At 52.2% G+C, this 18,768-nt stretch carries 15 protein-coding genes; all 15 read left to right on the forward strand.

All coding sequences use genetic code 11. The features are described 5' to 3' along the window. Positions 1-6 precede the first annotated feature (6 nt). The 15 genes from MKY24_RS05300 to MKY24_RS05370 all read left to right on the forward strand — a co-directional run bounded on the left by MKY24_RS05300 (position 7) and on the right by MKY24_RS05370 (position 18,554). Complete coding sequence (locus MKY24_RS05300; protein ID WP_339201526.1) at positions 7-1,833, forward strand: sensor histidine kinase; 1,827 nt, start codon at positions 7-9, stop codon at positions 1,831-1,833. Positions 1,834-1,849: 16 nt separating this feature from the next. Further along, positions 1,850-3,442: a response regulator gene (locus MKY24_RS05305; RefSeq protein WP_339201528.1), complete on the forward strand. Its 1,593-nt coding sequence runs from the start codon at positions 1,850-1,852 to the stop codon at positions 3,440-3,442. 123 nt (positions 3,443-3,565) lie between these two features. Beyond that, complete coding sequence (locus tag MKY24_RS05310; protein ID WP_339201530.1) at positions 3,566-4,921, forward strand: sugar ABC transporter substrate-binding protein; 1,356 nt, start codon at positions 3,566-3,568, stop codon at positions 4,919-4,921. A 33-nt stretch (positions 4,922-4,954) separates the two neighbouring features. Continuing rightward, positions 4,955-5,860, forward strand: a complete 906-nt coding sequence (locus MKY24_RS05315) for a sugar ABC transporter permease (RefSeq protein ID WP_339201531.1) — start codon at positions 4,955-4,957, stop codon at positions 5,858-5,860. Then, positions 5,857-6,783 (forward strand): carbohydrate ABC transporter permease, encoded by a 927-nt coding sequence (locus MKY24_RS05320; RefSeq protein ID WP_339201533.1) that lies wholly within the window; start codon positions 5,857-5,859, stop codon positions 6,781-6,783. The genes MKY24_RS05315 and MKY24_RS05320 overlap by 4 nt, the downstream gene beginning before the upstream one ends. A 220-nt stretch (positions 6,784-7,003) precedes the next feature. Then, positions 7,004-8,059, forward strand: a complete 1,056-nt coding sequence (locus MKY24_RS05325) for a Xaa-Pro peptidase family protein (RefSeq protein WP_338533689.1) — start codon at positions 7,004-7,006, stop codon at positions 8,057-8,059. Positions 8,060-8,128: 69 nt separating this feature from the next. Continuing rightward, on the forward strand, positions 8,129-9,652 hold the full coding sequence (locus tag MKY24_RS05330; protein WP_339201535.1) for an Ig domain-containing protein: 1,524 nt from the start codon (positions 8,129-8,131) through the stop codon (positions 9,650-9,652). A gap of 46 nt (positions 9,653-9,698) precedes the next feature. Then, positions 9,699-10,907 (forward strand): FAD-dependent oxidoreductase, encoded by a 1,209-nt coding sequence (locus MKY24_RS05335; RefSeq protein WP_023987252.1) that lies wholly within the window; start codon positions 9,699-9,701, stop codon positions 10,905-10,907. After that, positions 10,904-11,905, forward strand: coding sequence for a proline racemase family protein (locus MKY24_RS05340; protein WP_071559122.1), 1,002 nt, complete (start codon positions 10,904-10,906; stop codon positions 11,903-11,905). Before MKY24_RS05335 ends, MKY24_RS05340 begins: the two co-directional genes overlap by 4 nt. Positions 11,906-11,968: 63 nt before the next feature. After that, positions 11,969-12,856, forward strand: coding sequence for a dihydrodipicolinate synthase family protein (locus tag MKY24_RS05345; RefSeq protein WP_028543234.1), 888 nt, complete (start codon positions 11,969-11,971; stop codon positions 12,854-12,856). A gap of 15 nt (positions 12,857-12,871) precedes the next feature. Further along, the gene (locus tag MKY24_RS05350; RefSeq protein WP_339201536.1) at positions 12,872-14,308 is read left to right on the forward strand and encodes an aldehyde dehydrogenase family protein; all 1,437 of its coding nucleotides are present in this window, start codon (positions 12,872-12,874) and stop codon (positions 14,306-14,308) included. Next, entirely contained in the window at positions 14,301-14,615 is a 315-nt protein-coding gene (locus MKY24_RS05355) for a (2Fe-2S)-binding protein (protein WP_068938458.1), read from the forward strand. Before MKY24_RS05350 ends, MKY24_RS05355 begins: the two co-directional genes overlap by 8 nt. Further along, complete coding sequence (locus tag MKY24_RS05360; RefSeq protein ID WP_023987257.1) at positions 14,612-14,947, forward strand: (2Fe-2S)-binding protein; 336 nt, start codon at positions 14,612-14,614, stop codon at positions 14,945-14,947. Before MKY24_RS05355 ends, MKY24_RS05360 begins: the two co-directional genes overlap by 4 nt. Continuing rightward, complete coding sequence (locus MKY24_RS05365; protein WP_254347658.1) at positions 14,944-16,167, forward strand: FAD-dependent oxidoreductase; 1,224 nt, start codon at positions 14,944-14,946, stop codon at positions 16,165-16,167. The genes MKY24_RS05360 and MKY24_RS05365 overlap by 4 nt, the downstream gene beginning before the upstream one ends. Positions 16,168-16,253: 86 nt before the next feature. Continuing rightward, a complete protein-coding gene (locus tag MKY24_RS05370; protein ID WP_339202272.1) occupies positions 16,254-18,554 on the forward strand; it encodes a beta-L-arabinofuranosidase domain-containing protein in 2,301 nt (766 codons plus the stop codon). The last annotated feature ends 214 nt before the right edge of the window (positions 18,555-18,768 follow it).

Below are 18,768 nucleotides of genomic sequence, written 5' to 3' on the forward strand. Positions count from 1 at the left end.
AGATGAATGGGAGGCCGTGGTCGTCAAAAGTTCGCCGGGATTCCTACAATCCGTGGGAAATTCATTGTACTGACGCTGGTACTCACCGTCATTCCGATGGTGGTACTGACCTTTACCTTTTACCGGATCGCGGCCCATTCCCTAGGTGAGAAATCGGAAGCGCTGGCTATGCAGTCCCGGCAAATGAGTGAAAATTACGTCAATGCGACGCTCTCCGATTTGAATGATCTAACCAATGCCATTCTCAGCAATCCTGATGTGCAGTCCACACTGGAGACCAAGCCGGAAGATGATTATGAATATTTACGGAACGATGAAACACTCAGTATGGTTGTCCGTACGCAAACCCAGACCAAGCCGTATATCACGTCCTCTCTCATATATGCCGCCAATGGCGGGCTTAAGCATTCTCTCTATCAGGGGAATGTTTCGGTCCGTTTTGGCGGTCTTCCTACATTACAGGAAGCACGTGTGTACTATCGCCGCCTACTCGCCGAACGGCCCATGATGTGGATGGCACATTCGCCGTTTGAATCCGGACGCGGGATGGCGGAGGATCGCATCTATGTGGGAAAGCTGCTTCGAAAAACGACTGGAGATTATGCACCACTCGGATTTTTGCTGCTGGAAATCGACAAGGCCAGTCTGTTTCGGGGGCTTGCTTTTCATGAAACAGATGGCAATACCCAGATGTGGGTGCTGGATCAGGAGGGCGAGCCTGTATACCGATTGCCGGAGCAGGGTGTTGCGGATCAAGCGCTATTGCGGCAGATTGCCAAATCGGCTGTGGATAGGCCTATGCTTACGAAGGACTGGAGAACATGGAACGGCCGCCAGACGATGATCTCTTACGGCCCGTTAAATGAAGGACAATGGACGCTGCTGCAAAAAGTCGATCAGTCTGTGCTGTTCGAGGATGCGCGGAAAATTGGTGCCTGGACCATCTGGACTTTTTTGATTGCACTGATGCTGGGCTGGATGCTGTCTTATCGGCTGAGTGACACGATTCGTCGCCCCCTGCTTCAATTAAGCCGATTAATGGCGGTCGATGGGAGTGTGAGCGCTACAGGCTCAGCCCAAGCTTTCGAAGCTCCTACTTCCGTTGTTTTTAATCCTAAGGATGAGGTAGGGCAGATTGGGGAGCGTTTTCTTCATATGATGCAAAAAAATCATGAACTGTACGGTCAGGTCTACGAAGCGTTGCTGTCGCGTAAGCAGGCTGAGTTCCGCGCGCTTCAGGCGCAGATTAATCCACATTTTTTGTACAACACGCTAGAATCCCTGAAGGGAATGGCCTTGGCGAATGGGCAACGGGATATGGCAGAGGTAATCGGTGCCTTTGGTAAATGTTTTCGTATTTCGCTAAGTTATGGCCGAGAGCAAATTAGTTTGGGACAGGAAGTCGAGCATGTAAGCGCCTATGTGAAGGTGCAGCAGTTCAGGTTTAGGAATTCGTTCGAGTGGATTTGCGAGGTCGAGGAGGATATTTGCGGATTTTATGTACCCAAACTAATCCTCCAGCCGCTCGTCGAAAATGCTATTTACCACGGCTTAAAAGGGCGCACCGACCGTGGCTATATCATGTTATCCGGTACAAGGGAAGGGGATATGTTGCGTTTGACGGTCAGTGATGATGGGGGCGGTATTGGAGTCGAGCGTCTGAACGATATCCGGAAGTCGCTGGATGCAGAACGGGGGAGTGCTATTGGCTTTGGGCTGCGCAATGTGCATGAACGTCTTCGGCATTATGGTCCGCAATATGGACTGTCCGTGACAAGCGAGCCGGGTCAATACACCTCGGTTACTTTGCTGGCACCCATTCGAACCGAATAAGAAAGGGGAGGATGGCATGTACCGGCTGCTGATTGTGGACGACGAATATCATATTCGGGAAGGACTGAAGCTGATGGTGGCGGAAAGTGGTCTGTCAGTGGAAGTCAGTGATGTGGCGGAGGACGGCGCGACGGCATTACGTTTGTATACGGAGCAGCGACCGGACATGATTTTACTGGATATTAATTTACCGGATATGAGTGGACTGGACGTAGCAAAAATCATTCGGGAAAAGGATCAGCAGACTCCGTTATTATTCCTGACAGGGTACGAATCTATGACATATATTCGTCAGGCAGTTTCGCTTCAAGCGGTCGATTATTTGCTCAAGCCGGTGACCAGCGAGGATTTCGAAGCGGCATTGAGCCGGGCAGAGGATCGCATTGCGCAATGGCGAAGAAGCGAGGAGGAAGCCATTCACCGCCATCGTTCATTGGAGCCATTGTACAGGGAGCATCTACTGCTGGATTTGCTCCAGCAGCGGCGTCCTGCAGCCGAGGTCATTCGGGAGATGGACGGGCTGGGATTTTTCGGCGAGACGAGTGGGCCTCCTTATACCGTGCTGTGCTGCGAGCTGGAGGAGGCGTCGCAGCAGGAGGCAACCGCCACTAGCAAGCCACACGGTTCCATGCATAAAAGCAGCCATGTATTCGCCGGACTGGCTAGGGAGGCTGCGGCAGCAGCCGGGGCGAAGGCGCATGGTGCGGCGGTTTCCCGCGATCGGCGTGTTGTGCTGCTGGCGACGGCATCTTGCAGGGCGGCGGAACGGACGGCACAGCAGATTCGGCAGGCCGTGCAGGAACGATTGAGCCAGGGCGTGTCCATCGGGATTAGCCGTCCCGTACAACGGATGGAGCAACTTCCCGAAGCGTATGAGGAAGCTGTGCAAGCGGCAGAGCATCGGGGGTGGGTGGGCTATAGCCAGATCATCCCCTATGAGAGTATTCAGGCGGCCGAGCCGAACAGCAGTCAATTACTGGAGAAGGAACTGCTAATGATTACGGAAATTCGAGCCGGCAATGATGCTGCCGTACATGCGATTTTACAGGAATGGTCAGGACAGTTGGCAGGGTTGCCCGTCAAGCAGGTGAAAATGATTGTCACTCAGCTCGTGCTGTTCGTCATGCGGATCGTTCAGAGTGATGCATCTGTAGGACAAACGTCCATGCAGGAGCAGGACCCGTTGTTGGAGCTGTCCCGATTACGGCATGGGCCCGAGATGATTGATTATGTATCGCGCTATTTTGTTCGGGTGGGTCGTCATGTCCGAGAATCACGTGAGAAGGGGATTCCACGCAAATTCCAACGGGCCAAGGAATGGATTCGCGAGCATCTTCAGGAGGATGGCGGGCTGAACCGTCTGGCAGAGTACATGAATATGAGCCCCAAATATTTGAGTGCCCGTTTCAAGCAAGTTACAGGTGAAAGCTTCGCCGACTACCAGACGCGTGTTCGCTTTGAGCGAGCCCGAGAACTGCTGCTGGACGCGAATCGCAAGGTGGCGGAGGTAGCGGAGGTTGTGGGATTCACAGATACCAACTATTTTAGCATTGCCTTTAAAAAGCATACCGGACTGACCCCGACGGAGTTTCGTAAAACATTTTTGTAAACGCGCTGTTAAAAAAATCATACCAAAACAAAGAGAGTCTGGAGTCGTTGGGTGGTCGGCTCTGGGCTCTCGGCGCATAATAGGCTTGTAAGGAGAAACCAGTTCAGGAAGGGGCCGGTTGATTTGCTGAAACGAAGGTTACGGACATGGATGGCTCTCGTGATGACGGCGATGTTGACAGGGCTGACGGCTTGCAGTGGTAACGCTGGCGAACCGGCTAATCCCAATGCGGTCGAACTCAAGTTCATGTACTGGGGAAGCAATGACGAGAAGCAGGCGATGGAAAAAATGATTCAAAGCTTTAATACATCCCACCCGAACATTCGGGTGAAGGGCGAGCATGTCCCTGGTGACTACACGACGAAAATTAACACGTTAATGGCTGCCAATCAGCTTCCTGATATCGCCTACTTGGGCGATTCCCTCACGATGAAATGGGCAAGTGAAGGCAGACTCCTGGATTTATCCTCTTATTATGACGAATATCCCGAATTAAAAAACAAGCTCAAATCCTCCTATCTCTACAGCGAACCCGGCAAGTCTATCGGAAATTACACCGCATTGGAAGTGATGCAGTTATTTTACAACAAGGAGTTGTTTACAGAAGCAGGGGTACCCGTCCCTCCGGCTGATCCTCAAAAAGCGTGGACATGGGATGAATTTCTGGAAATTGCCAAAAAGCTGACCAAGGATCAGAACGGCAAGCATCCGGGAGACAGTGGATTTGATCCGAAAAATATTGTGCAATACGGCTTTGCCTTTGGCAATGACCGCAGCTCCTGGGGGCCTCTTTTAGCGAGCAACGGTGGAGGTTTGACTGACAAAACGGGCAAGAAGTACACCCTGAACAGTCCTGAGTCGGTGGAGGTTTTTCAGAAGTTGCAGGATCTGGTTTTCAAGGAGCATGTTTCTCCTGATTTGATCCAGCAGCAGGACATGCCGTCCAATACGATTCGGCTTCAGACAAGAAAGGTCGCCATGGTGGTAGACGGGACATGGTCCCTGCTCGATTTTTCGAACAACAAGCAGCTGCAATGGAGTATCGGCGTTCTGCCGAAGCTAAAAGAGCCCAAAACGATGATTGTTGCGGGAGCCACGGTCATTTTCCAGAGCACCAAGCACCCGAAGGAAGCGCTCGAATTTTATTTGTACCATAACAATCCCGAAAAGGTGGATCTGTTCAAGTCCGGTCTTTGGATGCCTATCGAGGAAAAATATTATACCGATGAGCAGGCCATCCAGTCATGGACAAATAATGCCGCACATCCACCGGAATTTCAAAAGGCTGGCATTGAGTATGCCAGAGATTATGCGATCAAGCCGTCAACTTCGACCCTTCGCAACTGGCCTGATATCGGTTCCAAGCTGACCCCAGGGCTGGATCTGATTTGGACGAACAAGAAGACGCCGAAGCAGGCACTGGATGAACTGGAACCTATCATTCAGCCATTGCTTCAAGGAGTATACCCGGATGAATAATGCGGCGGGACAGCTGCGAAAGGAGAACGGCCCATGAAGCGACCAAAATCAGGAATGATGCGTATGGAGCGAAACTGGGGTCTGCTATTCGCGCTTCCTGCCATCCTCGGATTAATGATATTTACAATTGGACCGATCGCGGCCTCGTTCGTATTCAGCTTAACCGATTGGACGATTGGTGGAAAGATGACCTTTATTGGATTGGACAATTACCGAACCATTTTGACTGAGGACGCTACCTTTTCCCAATCCATGTTCGTGACCACATATTATGCACTGGGTAGCGTACCTCTAGGCTTGGCGGCAGCTTTTATCATTGCGCTGTTATTAAATCAAAAGGTGAAGGGTTTGTCGGTGTTCCGTACGATTTATTATTTACCTACCATTGTACCGAGTATTGCCAACACGATGCTGTGGCTATGGATGTTCAACCCGGATTTTGGTCTGTTAAATTCGCTGCTGGAGGGTGTTGGACTGCCGGGGAGCAAATGGATTTATGACGAGAACACTGCAATACCCTCGCTAATCATGATGAGCACCTGGGGGATCGGGAACACGGTCATTATCTTTTTGGCGGGACTTCAGTCGGTTCCCACCCATCTGTATGAGGCAGCTGAGGTAGACGGCGGCAATAGGTGGCACAAATTTTTTCACATTACCATTCCTTCGATGACACCAACCATTTTCTTCAATCTGGTCATGTCTTTAATCAGCACCTTTCAGGCATTCAATCAGGCGTATGTTATGACCAACGGAGGGCCTAACAATTCAACCCTGTTCTATGTGTTCTACTTGTGGCGTACGGCCTTTACGGAGACTAAAATCGGCTACGCCTCAGCGCTGGCCTGGATCTTATTTTTCGTCATCTTGGTCCTAACGGTTCTGATTTTCTCCACATCCAAAAAGTGGGTCCACTATGAAGGAGGGGAACGTTCATGAATCAGGTCACTTCTTCTGTCAATCCTTCAGAAACACCACAACATCCGCTTCCACAGCCTGAACGCTCCCGAAGTCCTGCTACTGCCACCCGTTCCAAACCATTCCCAATCAGCCGTGTTGTACTGTATGTCGTTTTAATTATAGGTAGTGTTTTAATGCTGTTGCCATTTGCATGGCTCATTCGCAGCTCGCTGATGGGGACATCCCAAATTTTCGTGTTCCCGCCAGAGTGGATACCCTCTCCTTTTCAATGGAGCAATTACCCGGAAGCGCTGACTTCGGTACCGTTCGGCAGGTATTTTATGAATACGTTCATCATTGAGGTATGTGTGCTGGCAGGAGTGATGCTGACTTCAATTATATCGGCGTTTACCTTTGCCCGCCTGCGCTGGCCTGGACGTAATCTGATCTTTTCTCTGCTGATCGGGTCGATGATGCTGCCTTACGCGGTGACGCTAATTCCCACTTTCGTGATGTGGCGTGAGCTGGGCGGTCTGAATACATTTCTGCCGCTGATTGTTCCTGCATGGTTCGGTGGAGGGGCGTTTAACATCTTTTTGATGCGACAATTCATGCTGACGATTCCACGCGATTTGGACGAAGCGGCTTATATGGACGGAGGTACGCCTCTGACTGTACTATGGCGCGTCATTATTCCTTTATCTTCGCCTGCATTGATCGTGATCGGAATATTTACATTTATTGATGTGTGGAATGATTTTTTGGGCCCGATTATTTACTTAAGTGACGAAAAGCATTTTACGCTAGCGCTGGGGCTAGCGACTTTTCGGGGATTGAACAATACCAACTGGCCTTACCTGATGGCGGCTTCCAGCACAATTTTGGCTCCCATCGTCCTGATATTTTTTATCGGACAGCGCTATTTTATCGAAGGCATCACATTGACAGGGATAAAAGGCTAAAAGGAAGCTGAGACGCGCTGGTATGCTTGAAAAAGAGACGGAGAATTGGGTGCAGGACTTACGGGAAAGCGGCAGCGAGAAGAGCATATATGTGTTCAAAAGCAAGTGGAGAGTATGTTCTAAGGCATATGCCCTGAAAAGAGATGTGGAATAAGGAGGCGTACGAGTGAAAGAGGAAGAGAGTCAAAAGACAAAACCGTTACAGGGTGTTCCTGGCAGACTGGCCCGGTTACGCTCGGAATTCCCGGCTCTAGGGATAGATGCACTGCTTATTACACATGGGCCTAATCGAAGATATATGACCGGATTTACAGGCTCCGCTGGAATTGCACTTGTTACGCAGGAAGAGGCTTTTTTAGTGACGGATTTCCGCTATATGATGCAGGCAACAGATCAGGCAGTGGAATATTCAGTGATTCGGCATGAGGCGCAAATCTTCCAAACCGTGGCCGATCTCACAAGTAAATTGGGTGTCCACAGACTGGGTTTGGAGAGCAGGCATGTCTCACTTCAACAGTCGGGACGGCTACAAGCCGCGCTGGGCTCGTTGGAGTACGTACAAACGGAGGATGTCATTGAACGGCTGCGCGATGTGAAAGACGAAGAAGAGATTCGCACCATTAGCGAAGCTGCGCGTATTACCGATGCCGCCTTCACGGAGGTGCTGAATTGTATTCAGCCTGGGGTTACAGAGCGGCGGATTGCGGCAGAGCTGGAATACCAGCTTCGGCTCGGAGGCGCGGAATCGGGTGGTTTTGCGTTCATTGTCGCTTCAGGTGAGCGTTCGGCGCTGCCGCACGGACTGGCCAGTGACAAGGAAATTGGTCAGAACGAGTTCGTCACAATGGATTTTGGCGCAAATGTGCGTGGTTATCTATCCGATATCACGCGTACCGTATTCGTAGGCCAGCCCTCAGAACGACATGAGAAATTGTATGCCATTGTGCTGGAAGCAAATATGAAGACGATTGCAGGACTTTGTCCCGGCATAAGCGGTCGGGAGGGAGACAGTCTGGGGCGGGATGTGATTGCTTCTTACGGCTATGGGGAGCAGTTCGGTCACGGGCTGGGCCACGGTTTTGGTCTGGAAATTCACGAGCAGGTACGGCTGTCCCGCGAAAGCAAGTCGGTGCTCGTACCGGGTCACGTCATTACCGTGGAACCGGGCATTTATATCCCAGGCTTCGGCGGGGTTCGGATTGAGGACGATGTGCTGATCACAGATGACGGTGTCAAGGTACTGACCTCTTCGCCTAAGGAACTGCTTTTATTATAAAACGCAGTGGCGTTATAGGTAACTGTCCATAGTTTGCAAGTCATTCAAAAATGAGATGGAGGGGATCAAATGAACACGCATAAAAGGCACACCAAAATATGGATGACTGCGCTGGCGGCTTCTCTCATTGTGGCTTTGACACCAGCTATTCCGGGTCAACAGGCTTATGCCGAGGCAGAGTCGGATGTAAAAGTCATCGACATCTTTAGTCGGACGGTGAACGATTATGGTATAGATTTGGTTGATTGGCAAGGATATCTGGCGAACCCGTATGTGAAGCTAAAAGTGAAGCCGCCAGCGGATGCCGCTTTTCCGTTAACGGTTACGTTAAATGCGCAGGGCACGTCCCGGCTGATGATGGATCTGCCAAGTACGTTGTCGGCGCAAGGTGCAAGCAAAACGCTAACTTTTGCCAATGCACAGGAGGAAAAAGATTTTCGGTTAGCCATCCATCCTGACCGGATTGGAGGAAACGGTGAAATAGAGAACTATACGTTGTCTATGTCCGTTGCCGGAAATGATGGTCACACGACTACTCAGTCCATTCCGATTCGCGTGTTGGATCAGGACGATAATGAAGAGCCCACAGTCCCTCTCCATTTTGATTACCGCTTCGATACTATCAGGCCTTATTTCAATGATGCAGCTACCAAAAAAGCCGCAGAGCTGGCGGTGAAGGACTGGTTCTATTTCTTTGATCTGGCGCCGTTCGATGAGGTTCCTGCCAACGCGGAGGTAAACCATCTGCCAGGAGACGATTGGCAAAATGAAATACAGGTGACAAATGACAAACCCTACAAAGGCATGTGGGTGTTTATGAGAGGGCTGAACGGGCCTTATTCTACGGGCTTTCCAGCCACGAACGGCAATTATCATACACGTAACGGTGTGACCGTCCCGGGGAACCTGAACCGTTCCTATAGTCTGATTCTGGATTTCTATGATGATGCGATTCCATTTACATCCGTGGACGATGAAGAATGGTATCAATCCGATCTGTCCAAAGTGACGGATGTGCATGGGCTGATCATGCATGAATTCGGTCATGCCATTGTGTTCAGCGACACATTCCCGGGTGTCAAAGCGCTGAAGGAAGCGGCGGGCAATGACCCGGATATTATGGCTTATCAGCACAGACCAGCCGCGCTGGACGACAGCTATCATCTCTCCGGAGAGCTTGCAGAAGTCGACCGATTGAGCGGTCAAAATGGAGGCTGGCGCCATCTGTTTCCGACCCGGCGTTGGATGAACACGAAGCTTTCGCTGCTGGTAGCAGAAAAAGCAGGCTGGCCGCTGCGTAAGGACCTGACTCCTTTCCTCGCGCCAGAAATCATGACGAAGGAATTGCCAGCACCCGTCAAAGGCAAAGCGTACACGGCCAAGCTGGAGGCCAAGGGAGGCGTTCCGTTTTACGATTGGACGGTGACAGGCGGTCAACTGCCCGAAGGGTTCACACTGAACCGCTTTACAGGAACGATTAGCGGAACAGCAGGCAGCGGAGCAGGCAACAAGACGTATACGTTCACCGTACAGTTACGGGATTATGATGAGCTGAGCAAGCCTGTGAAACAAAGCTTTACGCTCAAGCTGTAAAGAATACCTCACAAACAGATTAAAACGGTCGAAGGGAGGGAAGCGAATGAAATATGATGCCGCGGATCTGGTCATTGTAGGCGGCGGAATCATCGGTACAGCCATCGCTTATTATACGGCTAAGTCCGGTATGAAAGTCGTACTGGCTGAGCGAGGGGAGATTGCTGGAGGCACTTCGTCCCGTTGTGATGGAAATATATTGGCAATCGATAAAGAGCCCGGGTTTGACAGTCGAATGTCGTTGGTATCGCAGGAACTGGTGGCAGAGCTGGCTAGGGAACTGGAGGATGAGTTTGAGTATCGTGCGCCTGGCAGTATTCTGGTCTGTGAAAACGATCAGGAGATGCAAGCAGCTGAGCAGTGGGTAACCCGTCAAGAGCAGGAAGGACTTCCATTTCGCATGCTGGATCAGCAGGATTTGCGAGAGGAATGGCCGCATTTAGCCAAAGATTTGCCGGGCGGGCTGGAGTGTGCGACAGATTCCACTGTAAATCCGGTGTTGATGACGTATGCACTGGCCAGGGCCGCGCGTCGGATGGGGGCCAAGTTATTACCGCGCATGCCGATACAGTCCATCCTTCAGGACGAAAGGGGGAACGTCCGCGGGGTAGAGACGCCCAATGGCGTTATCCATGCCGGTGCAGTGGTATTGGCGACAGGTGTGTGGACACGCAGCATCGGTCATTCACTCGGTTTGGACCTTCCGATCATGCCGCGCAAAGGGCATATACTGGTGTCTGCCCGAATGCCTTCCATTGGGAACCGCAAGGTAATGGAGTTTGGCTATCTGATGAGCAAGTTTGGCGGTCAGCGGAGTGTGGATGAGCTTTATGAAAAATACGGTGTAGCGCTGGTGTTCGAGCCAACCGCATCCCAAAATATTCTGATCGGCAGCAGCCGTCAGTTTGTCGGTATGGACACAGGTGTCGATCAGCAAGTGATTCGCTTAATCGCCCGCAGAGCCATTCGCTTTTTCCCTGCTTTAGCCAATATACCGCTGATGCGGGCGTATACCGGCTTGCGTCCATGGACACCTGATCATTTGCCAATTGTATCGGCAGTGGACGAAGTACCGGGGCTGTATATCGCTTCTGGTCATGAGGGGGATGGCATTAGTCTTGCGGCGGTTACGGGTAAGCTGGTGACCGAAATGGTACGCAGTGAATCCACTTGTATTCCGGTGGAGCCGCTGCGATATGACCGATTTGGGGAGGCTTTTACCAGCCACGAGGTTCACGGGGAGGTAACCGGATGAGTGTACCGGGCAGAATTACTACCATTGATACCCATACGGGAGGCAATCCGACGCGGACGGTCATTCACGGCGCGCCTAAGCTGGTAGGTCATACGATGCTGGAAAAAATGACTTATATGGCAGCACATCATGATGATTTTCGCCGTTTGCTGATGTTCGAGCCGCGAGGGCATGAGGTGATGTCGGGCTGCATTTTAACAGAACCTTGTCATCCAGATGCAGATATCGGTGTGGTTTTTATAGAGACTGGCGGCTATTTACCGATGTGCGGTCACGATACGATTGGAGTATGTACAGCGCTGATGGAAGGCGGGCTGATTGCTGCGGATAAAAAATCAATATTGCTGGACACTCCGGCAGGCCCGGTTCATGTGCGGCTGAAGGTGGATGCGGGCAAGGTGCGACAAGTAACGTTCACGAACATCCCTTCTTTTGTGTACCGCCGTGAGGTTGAGGTCCAGGTAGAGGATATCGGTCAAGTCACGCTGGATATTGCGTATGGAGGCAACTTTTACGGCATTGTAGAGGCGGCTTCCATCGGTCTTGCACTGGAGCAGAGCAATGGGGCAAAAATTGTACGAACAGCAGTGCAGATTCGGGAGGCAGTGAATGCTGTTGTTGAGGTAGTACATCCTGAAAATCCGGTTATTCAAGGATTGACGCATATTGAATTCTACGGGGAGCCTGTGGCTCCACAGGCCGATTGCCGCAATGTCGTCGTCATCCCACCGGGAGGTATCGATCGTTCCCCTTGTGGCACAGGAACCTCGGCCAAGGTAGCGGTGCTGCACGCCAAGGGAAAACTGGGCTTAAATGAGCCGTTTGTACATGAAAGTATCACAGGTTCCATGTTTCGGGCTGAAATCGTGGGCGAGACGCAGATAGGTCCTTATCCGGCAGTCATTCCACAAATTACAGGCTCGGCTTGGGTGACGGGACATCATCAATTTGTGTTGGACCCCGAGGACCCGCTTAAAGAAGGTTTTTTGCTGGTGTGAGCATTTTATATCAATCCCGAATGCTGAATATGAAAATAAAGATGGGAAAGGGTTGGTAAGCATATGGCACGTTTTGAAGGTGTATATGTGGCCTTAGTTACACCGTTCACGGCAGAGCTGGAGGTAGACCATAAGCGTCTGACCGAGCTGTGCGAGCATCTGATTGCAAGCGGCATTAGTGGACTGGTTCCTACGGGATCGCTGGGGGAATATGCGGCTTTGTCCCCGGAGGAACGGTCGCAGGTTGTGCATACCGTAATTGACGCTGCGGCAGGGCGTGTCCCGGTTGTTGTCGGCTCGGCGGCTCCGTCCACCAAACAGGCGGTGCATTGGATTCAGCATGCGAAGGATGCCGGGGCTGCGGGTGTCATGGCACTGCCGCCCATTAATTACAATCCACTGCCTCACGAGGTAACGGCCCATTATGAAGCATTGTCGGAGGTGGGCTTGCCGATCATTGCGTATAACAACCCCCATGATTACAAGGTTGACTTGACTCCAGATATTCTTGCGGACTTGTCGCGAATTGAAAATATCGTAGCAGTCAAGGAATTTTCGGGTGATGTACGGCGTATTCACGCTATTTTGGATCAGACAGAGCTGGAGGTCATGGTCGGAGTAGATAATCTGGCGATGGAGGGGGCATTATTCGGCGCGACAGGCTGGATTTCGGGGGTACCTAATGCGCTGCCCAAGGAAGGGGTAGAGCTGTTCCGACTTGCGCAGGCGGGAAACATGGCGGAAGCGTCCGCGTTGTATCGCAGGCTGCTGCCGCTGTTCCACTATGATGCCAGCCCGCAATTGGTACAGTCCATCAAATATATGATGGAGCTGGCTGGATTTCCGGTCGGTCCGACACGTCCGCCCAGACTTGCGCTGCCGCAGGCGGATTATGACCGTATTCGCGAAGCATTTGAGGTGGCGGTTCGTCCAAGCGAAGTTTCATCCTGAATGGAGGTGAAGACGATGGAGAGCCGAAATTGGATCGGCGGTGAGTGGCTGAACCCTTCAGGCGAGGAAATGGTGGTTCACAATCCTTCGTCCTTGAAGGAGGAGGTCGGAGTCGTCCATTTTTCAGAAACGGGCGATATTACACAGGCCGGGGATGCGGCACGGCTGGCTCAGGCGGGTTGGGCCGCGTTAAGTCCCGCAGCACGGGGAGTTTATCTGTTCAAAGCAGCCGGGTTACTAGAGGCAACATTACCTGAATTGGCTGAGCTGGCCAGCCGTGAGATGGGCAAGCCGATTACCGAGATGCGCGGAGAGGTCATGCGAGGTGTCCATCTGCTCCGATACTACGCGGCAGAGGGCGTACGATCCATCGGTACAGTCATTCCTTCGAATGAGCCGGGGGTGCTCCAATACACGAAGCGCATTCCGCTGGGTGTAACGGCAGTCATTACGCCGTGGAATTTTCCGGTAGCTATTCCGCTATGGAAAATCGCCCCTGCACTCTTGTGCGGAAACACGGTCATCTGGAAGCCTGCCGAACATGCTTCATTAACTGCAGTACGGGTCGCCGAGCTATTCGAGGCGGTGCAGCTTCCGCCCGGCGTGCTGAACTTAGTCATTGGGCAAGGTAACCGTATTGGCGATGCCTTACTGGAGCATCCGGTACTGGATGCGGTCAGCTTCACGGGTTCTACTGCTACAGGTTTGGGCATTGCGGGACGGTGCGCACGCCGTAATATCAAGTACCAGACCGAGATGGGCGGTAAAAATGCCGCTGTGGTGCTGAAGGACGCGGATGTGGCGCAAGCAGTAGCGATGATTGTTAGCGGATCTTTCCGTTCAGCCGGGCAAAAATGCACGGCCACCAGTCGGGTGATTGTGGAACAGTCTGTCTATGAGACGTTCACGGAAGCCTTACGCCAAGCGGTGGAAAAAATCCAGATCGCCCCTGCACTGGACCCCAGTGCGTATCTTGGACCTGTGGCATCGGCAGGTCAGTATGAGAAGGTCATGTCCTATGTATCACTCGCCCGCCGGGAAGCCGATATTTTAGCCGAAGGTGGAGCCGCCGCCGGGACGGATAACGGATATTATGTGCGTCCGATGGTGGCGACTGGACTTGATTCGTCCCATCCATTGATTCAGGAGGAGATTTTTGGACCTGTGATGGGGGTAATGCAGGCGGACGACTTCGAGGATGCGATTCGACTGTGCAATGATTCTATTTATGGATTAAGTGCCTCTCTATTCACCCGCGATTTGCGGTTGGCTCACCGGTTTCTGGATGAGGCGAACGCCGGTATGGTCCGGGTTAATCAGGAGACGGCTGGTGTCGAATACCAGGCTCCGTTCGGCGGTCTGAAGCAATCCAGTTCACATACCCGGGAACAGGGCCAGGCGGCGCTGGATTTTTATTCAGCGATTAAAACCTGCGCGATCAGCTATGAGTAAGCGGGCGACGGGACGAAGTGAGACGGTTGAGAGCGCATCAGGTCATTTGCTCGTATGTCGCTGTGAAGAAGTGAGTATCGCACAGATGGAGCAGGCCTGCCGCATGGGCGTGGACACCGTGCGCCAGCTTAAAATGGCTACGCGGGTGACGATGGGGGCATGTCAGGGCAGGGTATGCCGACAATTGGTGGAGTCATGGTTTTACAATCAGGTTCCTGCTGCCCGCCGGGAGGCGGAGCTGTTGTCACAGAGGCCTCCCGTACGTCCCGTAACGTTCGGGCAGCTGGCAGAGGGAGGTTCCTTATGAGCCGCATGCGTATTGTAAATCACCCTATTTTGGGACCAAAGCCGGAACGGCGGCAGGTATCTTTTATTTTTGACGGTCGTCCTATGCAGGGATTGGCCGGAGAGCCATTGGCAGCAGCACTGCTGGCCAGCGGTGTCCGTCTGCTGAGAAGGCATGAGGAATCCGGTACGGCCAGAGGTGTATACTGCGCCATTGGGCATTGTAACGAGTGCCGCCTGACGGTCCATCCGTTCGGTACCGTCCGTTCCTGCCTGACCAAGCTGGAGGAAGGTATGGTGGTGGAAACTGGCCGGCAGCTTTCGAATGAAATCACAGGGAGAATTGTGACATGAATGAAATGGCGCATCTCATCGTCATTGGGGCAGGTCCCGCTGGATTGTCCGCAGCGGTATCGGCTGCTGAGCAAGGATTGCCAGTCACGGTACTGGATGAGTTTACAGAGCCGGGTGGACGTATGCCCGGGCAATATCATGAGGAAGGCAGTCAAGGCTGGTGGGTTGGAAAACACGTTTCGGATGAGCTGATTACCCGTTGCAGGGAACTTGGGGTGGACATTCGCTGCGGCGTTTCCGTACATGGTATGGAATATACAACGACGTGGGAAATTTCCACTTCCTGTGGATTGTTCACTGCGGATTACGTATTGCTGGCGACTGGAGCTGCTGAAATTCCCGTTCCGCTGGATGGCTGGACGCTGCCCGGCGTGATGTCCATCGGGGCCGCGCAGGTGATGACCAACGTTCATTACGTTAAGCCAGGAGAGCGAGGCATCATAGTGGGCATGAACGTATTGTCTATGGCGATTGCCCGCGAGCTGTCTGTCGCCGGGGTGAAGGTGGCGGCGATTACACTGCCGTGCGCTAATCCGCTGGCTGGTGCGGCGGCAGATCCGACAGCCTCCGCGAAGCTGCTGCTTCAGCTGTCGGGGCTGGCCCCTGCCGCCTGGATGCGTGCAGGCGGCAGGCTCGCAGCTGCGATGCGGATGGAGAAACTCATCGCGTGCTGCTATCCCCACAGAGGCTTCCGTCTGTGGGATATCCCGATCCGGTTGCGGACAGCAGTGCTGTCCGTCAACGGGCAGGACCGGGTCGAATCTGTGACCCTGATCCACGTTAAACCGGACGGCTCGCCTATTCCCGGCAGCGAGCGCGTCGAACCCGCCGACTTCGTGGCGTTGAGCGGCGGCTTGTACCCGCTCGCTGAGCTGGCGGCGGTAGCCGGGTGCAAGTTCGTGTACAGCCCTGAGCTAGGCGGGCATGTTCCACTGCATGGTGAGCGAATGGAAACCTCGCTCAAAGGGCTGTACGTTGCCGGCAATATTACCGGCATCGAAAGCGGGCTGGTCGCGATGGCCCAAGGTCGATTAGCCGCCGCTTCCATGCTCCATGCCGCTGGACTCGGCGGAGCAGGCGGGGAACAGCGGGTACAGGAGGCGATCCGTGAGGTCCATTTTGCACGCAAGCATGCGCTGATTCAGTTTCATCCCGGCATTACAGAGGCGAGAACGCAGCTGTACCAGCAGTGGGGGCAAACCTCTGGCAGCGGCGCGTAACGGCTCATTGTGTTTGATATGCATTTTTTTATCCCAAATTCGCCTTAAAGGAGGAACGGAAAGTGACTCTTAAAGCAAAAGCCCATATGAAAGCAAGGCCGTTCGCACTGAATGAGGTGGTATTGGCTGAAGGTCCCTTCAAACAGGCGATGGAGCTGAACCGATCTTATCTGTTGGAGCTTCAACCAGACCGCCTGCTGGCGCGTTTTCGGGAATATGCCGGACTTACGCCCAAAGCGCCTCAGTATGAAGGCTGGGAAGCGATGACTATTTCCGGTCATACACTGGGACATTACTTGTCCGCTTGCTCCATGATGTATGCTTCAACGGGCGATGAGCGTTTTAAAGAAATTGCTCATTACATTACGGATGAACTAGCCGTTTGTCAGGCGGCGCATGGTGACGGATATGTATCCGGTATTCCAGGGGGGAAGGAACTTTTTGAAGAGGTGTCTGCTGGAAATATTCGCTCGAAGGGCTTTGACCTGAACGGTGCCTGGGCACCCTTGTATACACTGCACAAGTTATTCGCTGGCCTGCGGGATGCGCATCATTTGACAGGGTGTGATAAGGCATTAGATGTAGAGCGCAAGCTGGCGGACTGGCTCGAAGGAATTATGAAGCCGATGAGCGATGAGCAGCTCCAGCAGATGATGTTTTGCGAATATGGAGGCATGAATGAGGTATTGGCCGATTTGTATGCGGATACCGGGGAAGAGCGCTACTTGTGGCTGGCTGAATGCTTCTGGCACAAGCTGGTGCTGGACCCGCTTAGCTCGCAGGAAGACTGTTTGCAGGGCATTCACGCCAATACACAGATTCCGAAGCTGATCGGGCTTGCCAAGGAATATGAGCTGACCAATGATACGAAACGCCGGGCAACGGTGGAGTTTTTTTGGGGGCGGGTGGTGGATCATCATTCGTATGTCATTGGCGGGAATAGCTTTGGAGAATATTTTGGCGCGCCAGATGGCTTGAATGATCGCATCGGGCCTCATACGACGGAGACGTGCAATACCTATAACATGCTCAAGCTGACAAATCATCTATTTCAATGGAATGTTTCCGCCAAGGAAGCGGACTTTTATGAGCGAGGTCTATTCAATCATATTTTGGCTTCGCAGGACCCGGTTCACGGGGGTGTAACGTATTTTCTATCTCTGGCGATGGGTGGGCACAAGCATTTTGAAAGCAAATTTGATGATTTCACGTGCTGTGTCGGCACAGGGATGGAAAACCATGCGAGCTACGGCAGCGGCATTTATTTTCACGATCACGATAAGCTATATGTCAATCAGTTCATTGCCTCCACGCTGGAATGGAAGGACACAGGCGTTACGCTAAAACAAAATACTTCCTATCCAGATACAGATCATACGACGCTGGAGATTCAATGCGATCAACCTGCCTCATTTATGCTACTCATCCGCTATCCATATTGGGCTAAACAAGGAATTACCATTCGTGTAAATGGCAAGGAACAATCGATTGTATCGGAACCGGGCAGCTTTGTCTCCATCGCCAGAACGTGGATTGACGGTGACGTTGTAGAGGTGACGATTCCGATGTCGCTGAGACTGGAGCAGATGCCAGATAACCCGGATCGGGCGGCTATCATGTATGGACCGTTGGTGCTGGCAGGCGACCTTGGACCCTTAGAAGATCCTAAAGCCAAGGATTTCCTGTACACACCAGTATTCATCCCCCAAACGGAAAAGCTGGATGCCTGGATTCAGCCCGTGGAGGGCAAGACCAATACGTTTCGTACCTTGAATGCAGGGCATCCCCGGGATGTGGAATTATCTCCTCTGTATAAAATGCATGACCGTACGTATTCCGTATACTGGGACATTTTTACCAAGGAAGCGTGGCAGGAGGCGGAACAGGAATATACAGCGGCACGCGAAAAGCTGGCGATTCTGGAGCAGTGCACGATTGATTTTGCCCAACCCGGAGAAATGCAGCCGGAGCGAGATCATAACTTCCAGGGAGATGCTTCGACTCGCACCGGATATGTGAATAACCGACCTTACCGGAATGCGGGAATTGACGGCTGGTTTTCTTTTGATCTGAATACAGATCCGTCTGCTCCGATGCTGTTGGTCATTACCTACACAGCTACACTGGAAATGCCTAACTGCGGTTTTGATATTTTGATTAACGGTCATCCGCTTGAGAATTTTAGTGAAGGCTTTGATGAGGCCGATAAGTTTTACAACGTTAATGCTGCTATTCCGGCTGCATATCTGGAGGGTAAGGATCAAGCGACGGTGACCTTCAAGGCCAAGCCGGGACAGCGTATCCGCAGATTGTTTGGGCTGAGGATGGTCAACAAGGACGTGTATGAGCAACGCTATCAAGCTGGAAGTTCAGGTATACATGAATGATCTTTGAAATGTTTCGTGAGAGAAAAGTAACGTTTGATTTTTAGTCCGGTATGATTTATGATGTAAGAAATATTGGATGATGCTGGAATAATCCATTTGGTGGTATGAGCTGATATATTCATAGTTTTGTTGCGCGTGAAGCACACGGGCTGTTTCTTCCTTCATAGGGAGAGGCAGCCCTTTTTTGTTGATATTTTGCGGAAATATAAACTTT

The organism is Paenibacillus sp. FSL P2-0322, from assembly GCF_037975315.1.
Taxonomy (GTDB): domain Bacteria; phylum Bacillota; class Bacilli; order Paenibacillales; family Paenibacillaceae; genus Paenibacillus; species Paenibacillus polymyxa_B.

Excerpts from the sequence above, each read along its gene's own strand:
- MKY24_RS05370 (WP_339202272.1), top strand. The coding sequence starts at position 16,254 with ATGAAAGCAAGGCCGTTCGCACTGAATGAGGTGGTATTGGCTGAAGGT.
- MKY24_RS05335 (WP_023987252.1), top strand. The coding sequence starts at position 9,699 with ATGAAATATGATGCCGCGGATCTGGTCATTGTAGGCGGCGGAATCATC.
- MKY24_RS05355 (WP_068938458.1), top strand. The coding sequence starts at position 14,301 with ATGAGTAAGCGGGCGACGGGACGAAGTGAGACGGTTGAGAGCGCATCA.
- MKY24_RS05365 (WP_254347658.1), top strand. The coding sequence starts at position 14,944 with ATGAATGAAATGGCGCATCTCATCGTCATTGGGGCAGGTCCCGCTGGA.
- MKY24_RS05340 (WP_071559122.1), top strand. The coding sequence starts at position 10,904 with ATGAGTGTACCGGGCAGAATTACTACCATTGATACCCATACGGGAGGC.
- MKY24_RS05350 (WP_339201536.1), top strand. The coding sequence starts at position 12,872 with ATGGAGAGCCGAAATTGGATCGGCGGTGAGTGGCTGAACCCTTCAGGC.
- MKY24_RS05360 (WP_023987257.1), top strand. The coding sequence starts at position 14,612 with ATGAGCCGCATGCGTATTGTAAATCACCCTATTTTGGGACCAAAGCCG.
- MKY24_RS05345 (WP_028543234.1), top strand. The coding sequence starts at position 11,969 with ATGGCACGTTTTGAAGGTGTATATGTGGCCTTAGTTACACCGTTCACG.
- MKY24_RS05300 (WP_339201526.1), top strand. The coding sequence starts at position 7 with ATGGGAGGCCGTGGTCGTCAAAAGTTCGCCGGGATTCCTACAATCCGT.
- MKY24_RS05305 (WP_339201528.1), top strand. The coding sequence starts at position 1,850 with ATGTACCGGCTGCTGATTGTGGACGACGAATATCATATTCGGGAAGGA.
- MKY24_RS05315 (WP_339201531.1), top strand. The coding sequence starts at position 4,955 with ATGAAGCGACCAAAATCAGGAATGATGCGTATGGAGCGAAACTGGGGT.
- MKY24_RS05330 (WP_339201535.1), top strand. The coding sequence starts at position 8,129 with ATGAACACGCATAAAAGGCACACCAAAATATGGATGACTGCGCTGGCG.
- MKY24_RS05320 (WP_339201533.1), top strand. The coding sequence starts at position 5,857 with ATGAATCAGGTCACTTCTTCTGTCAATCCTTCAGAAACACCACAACAT.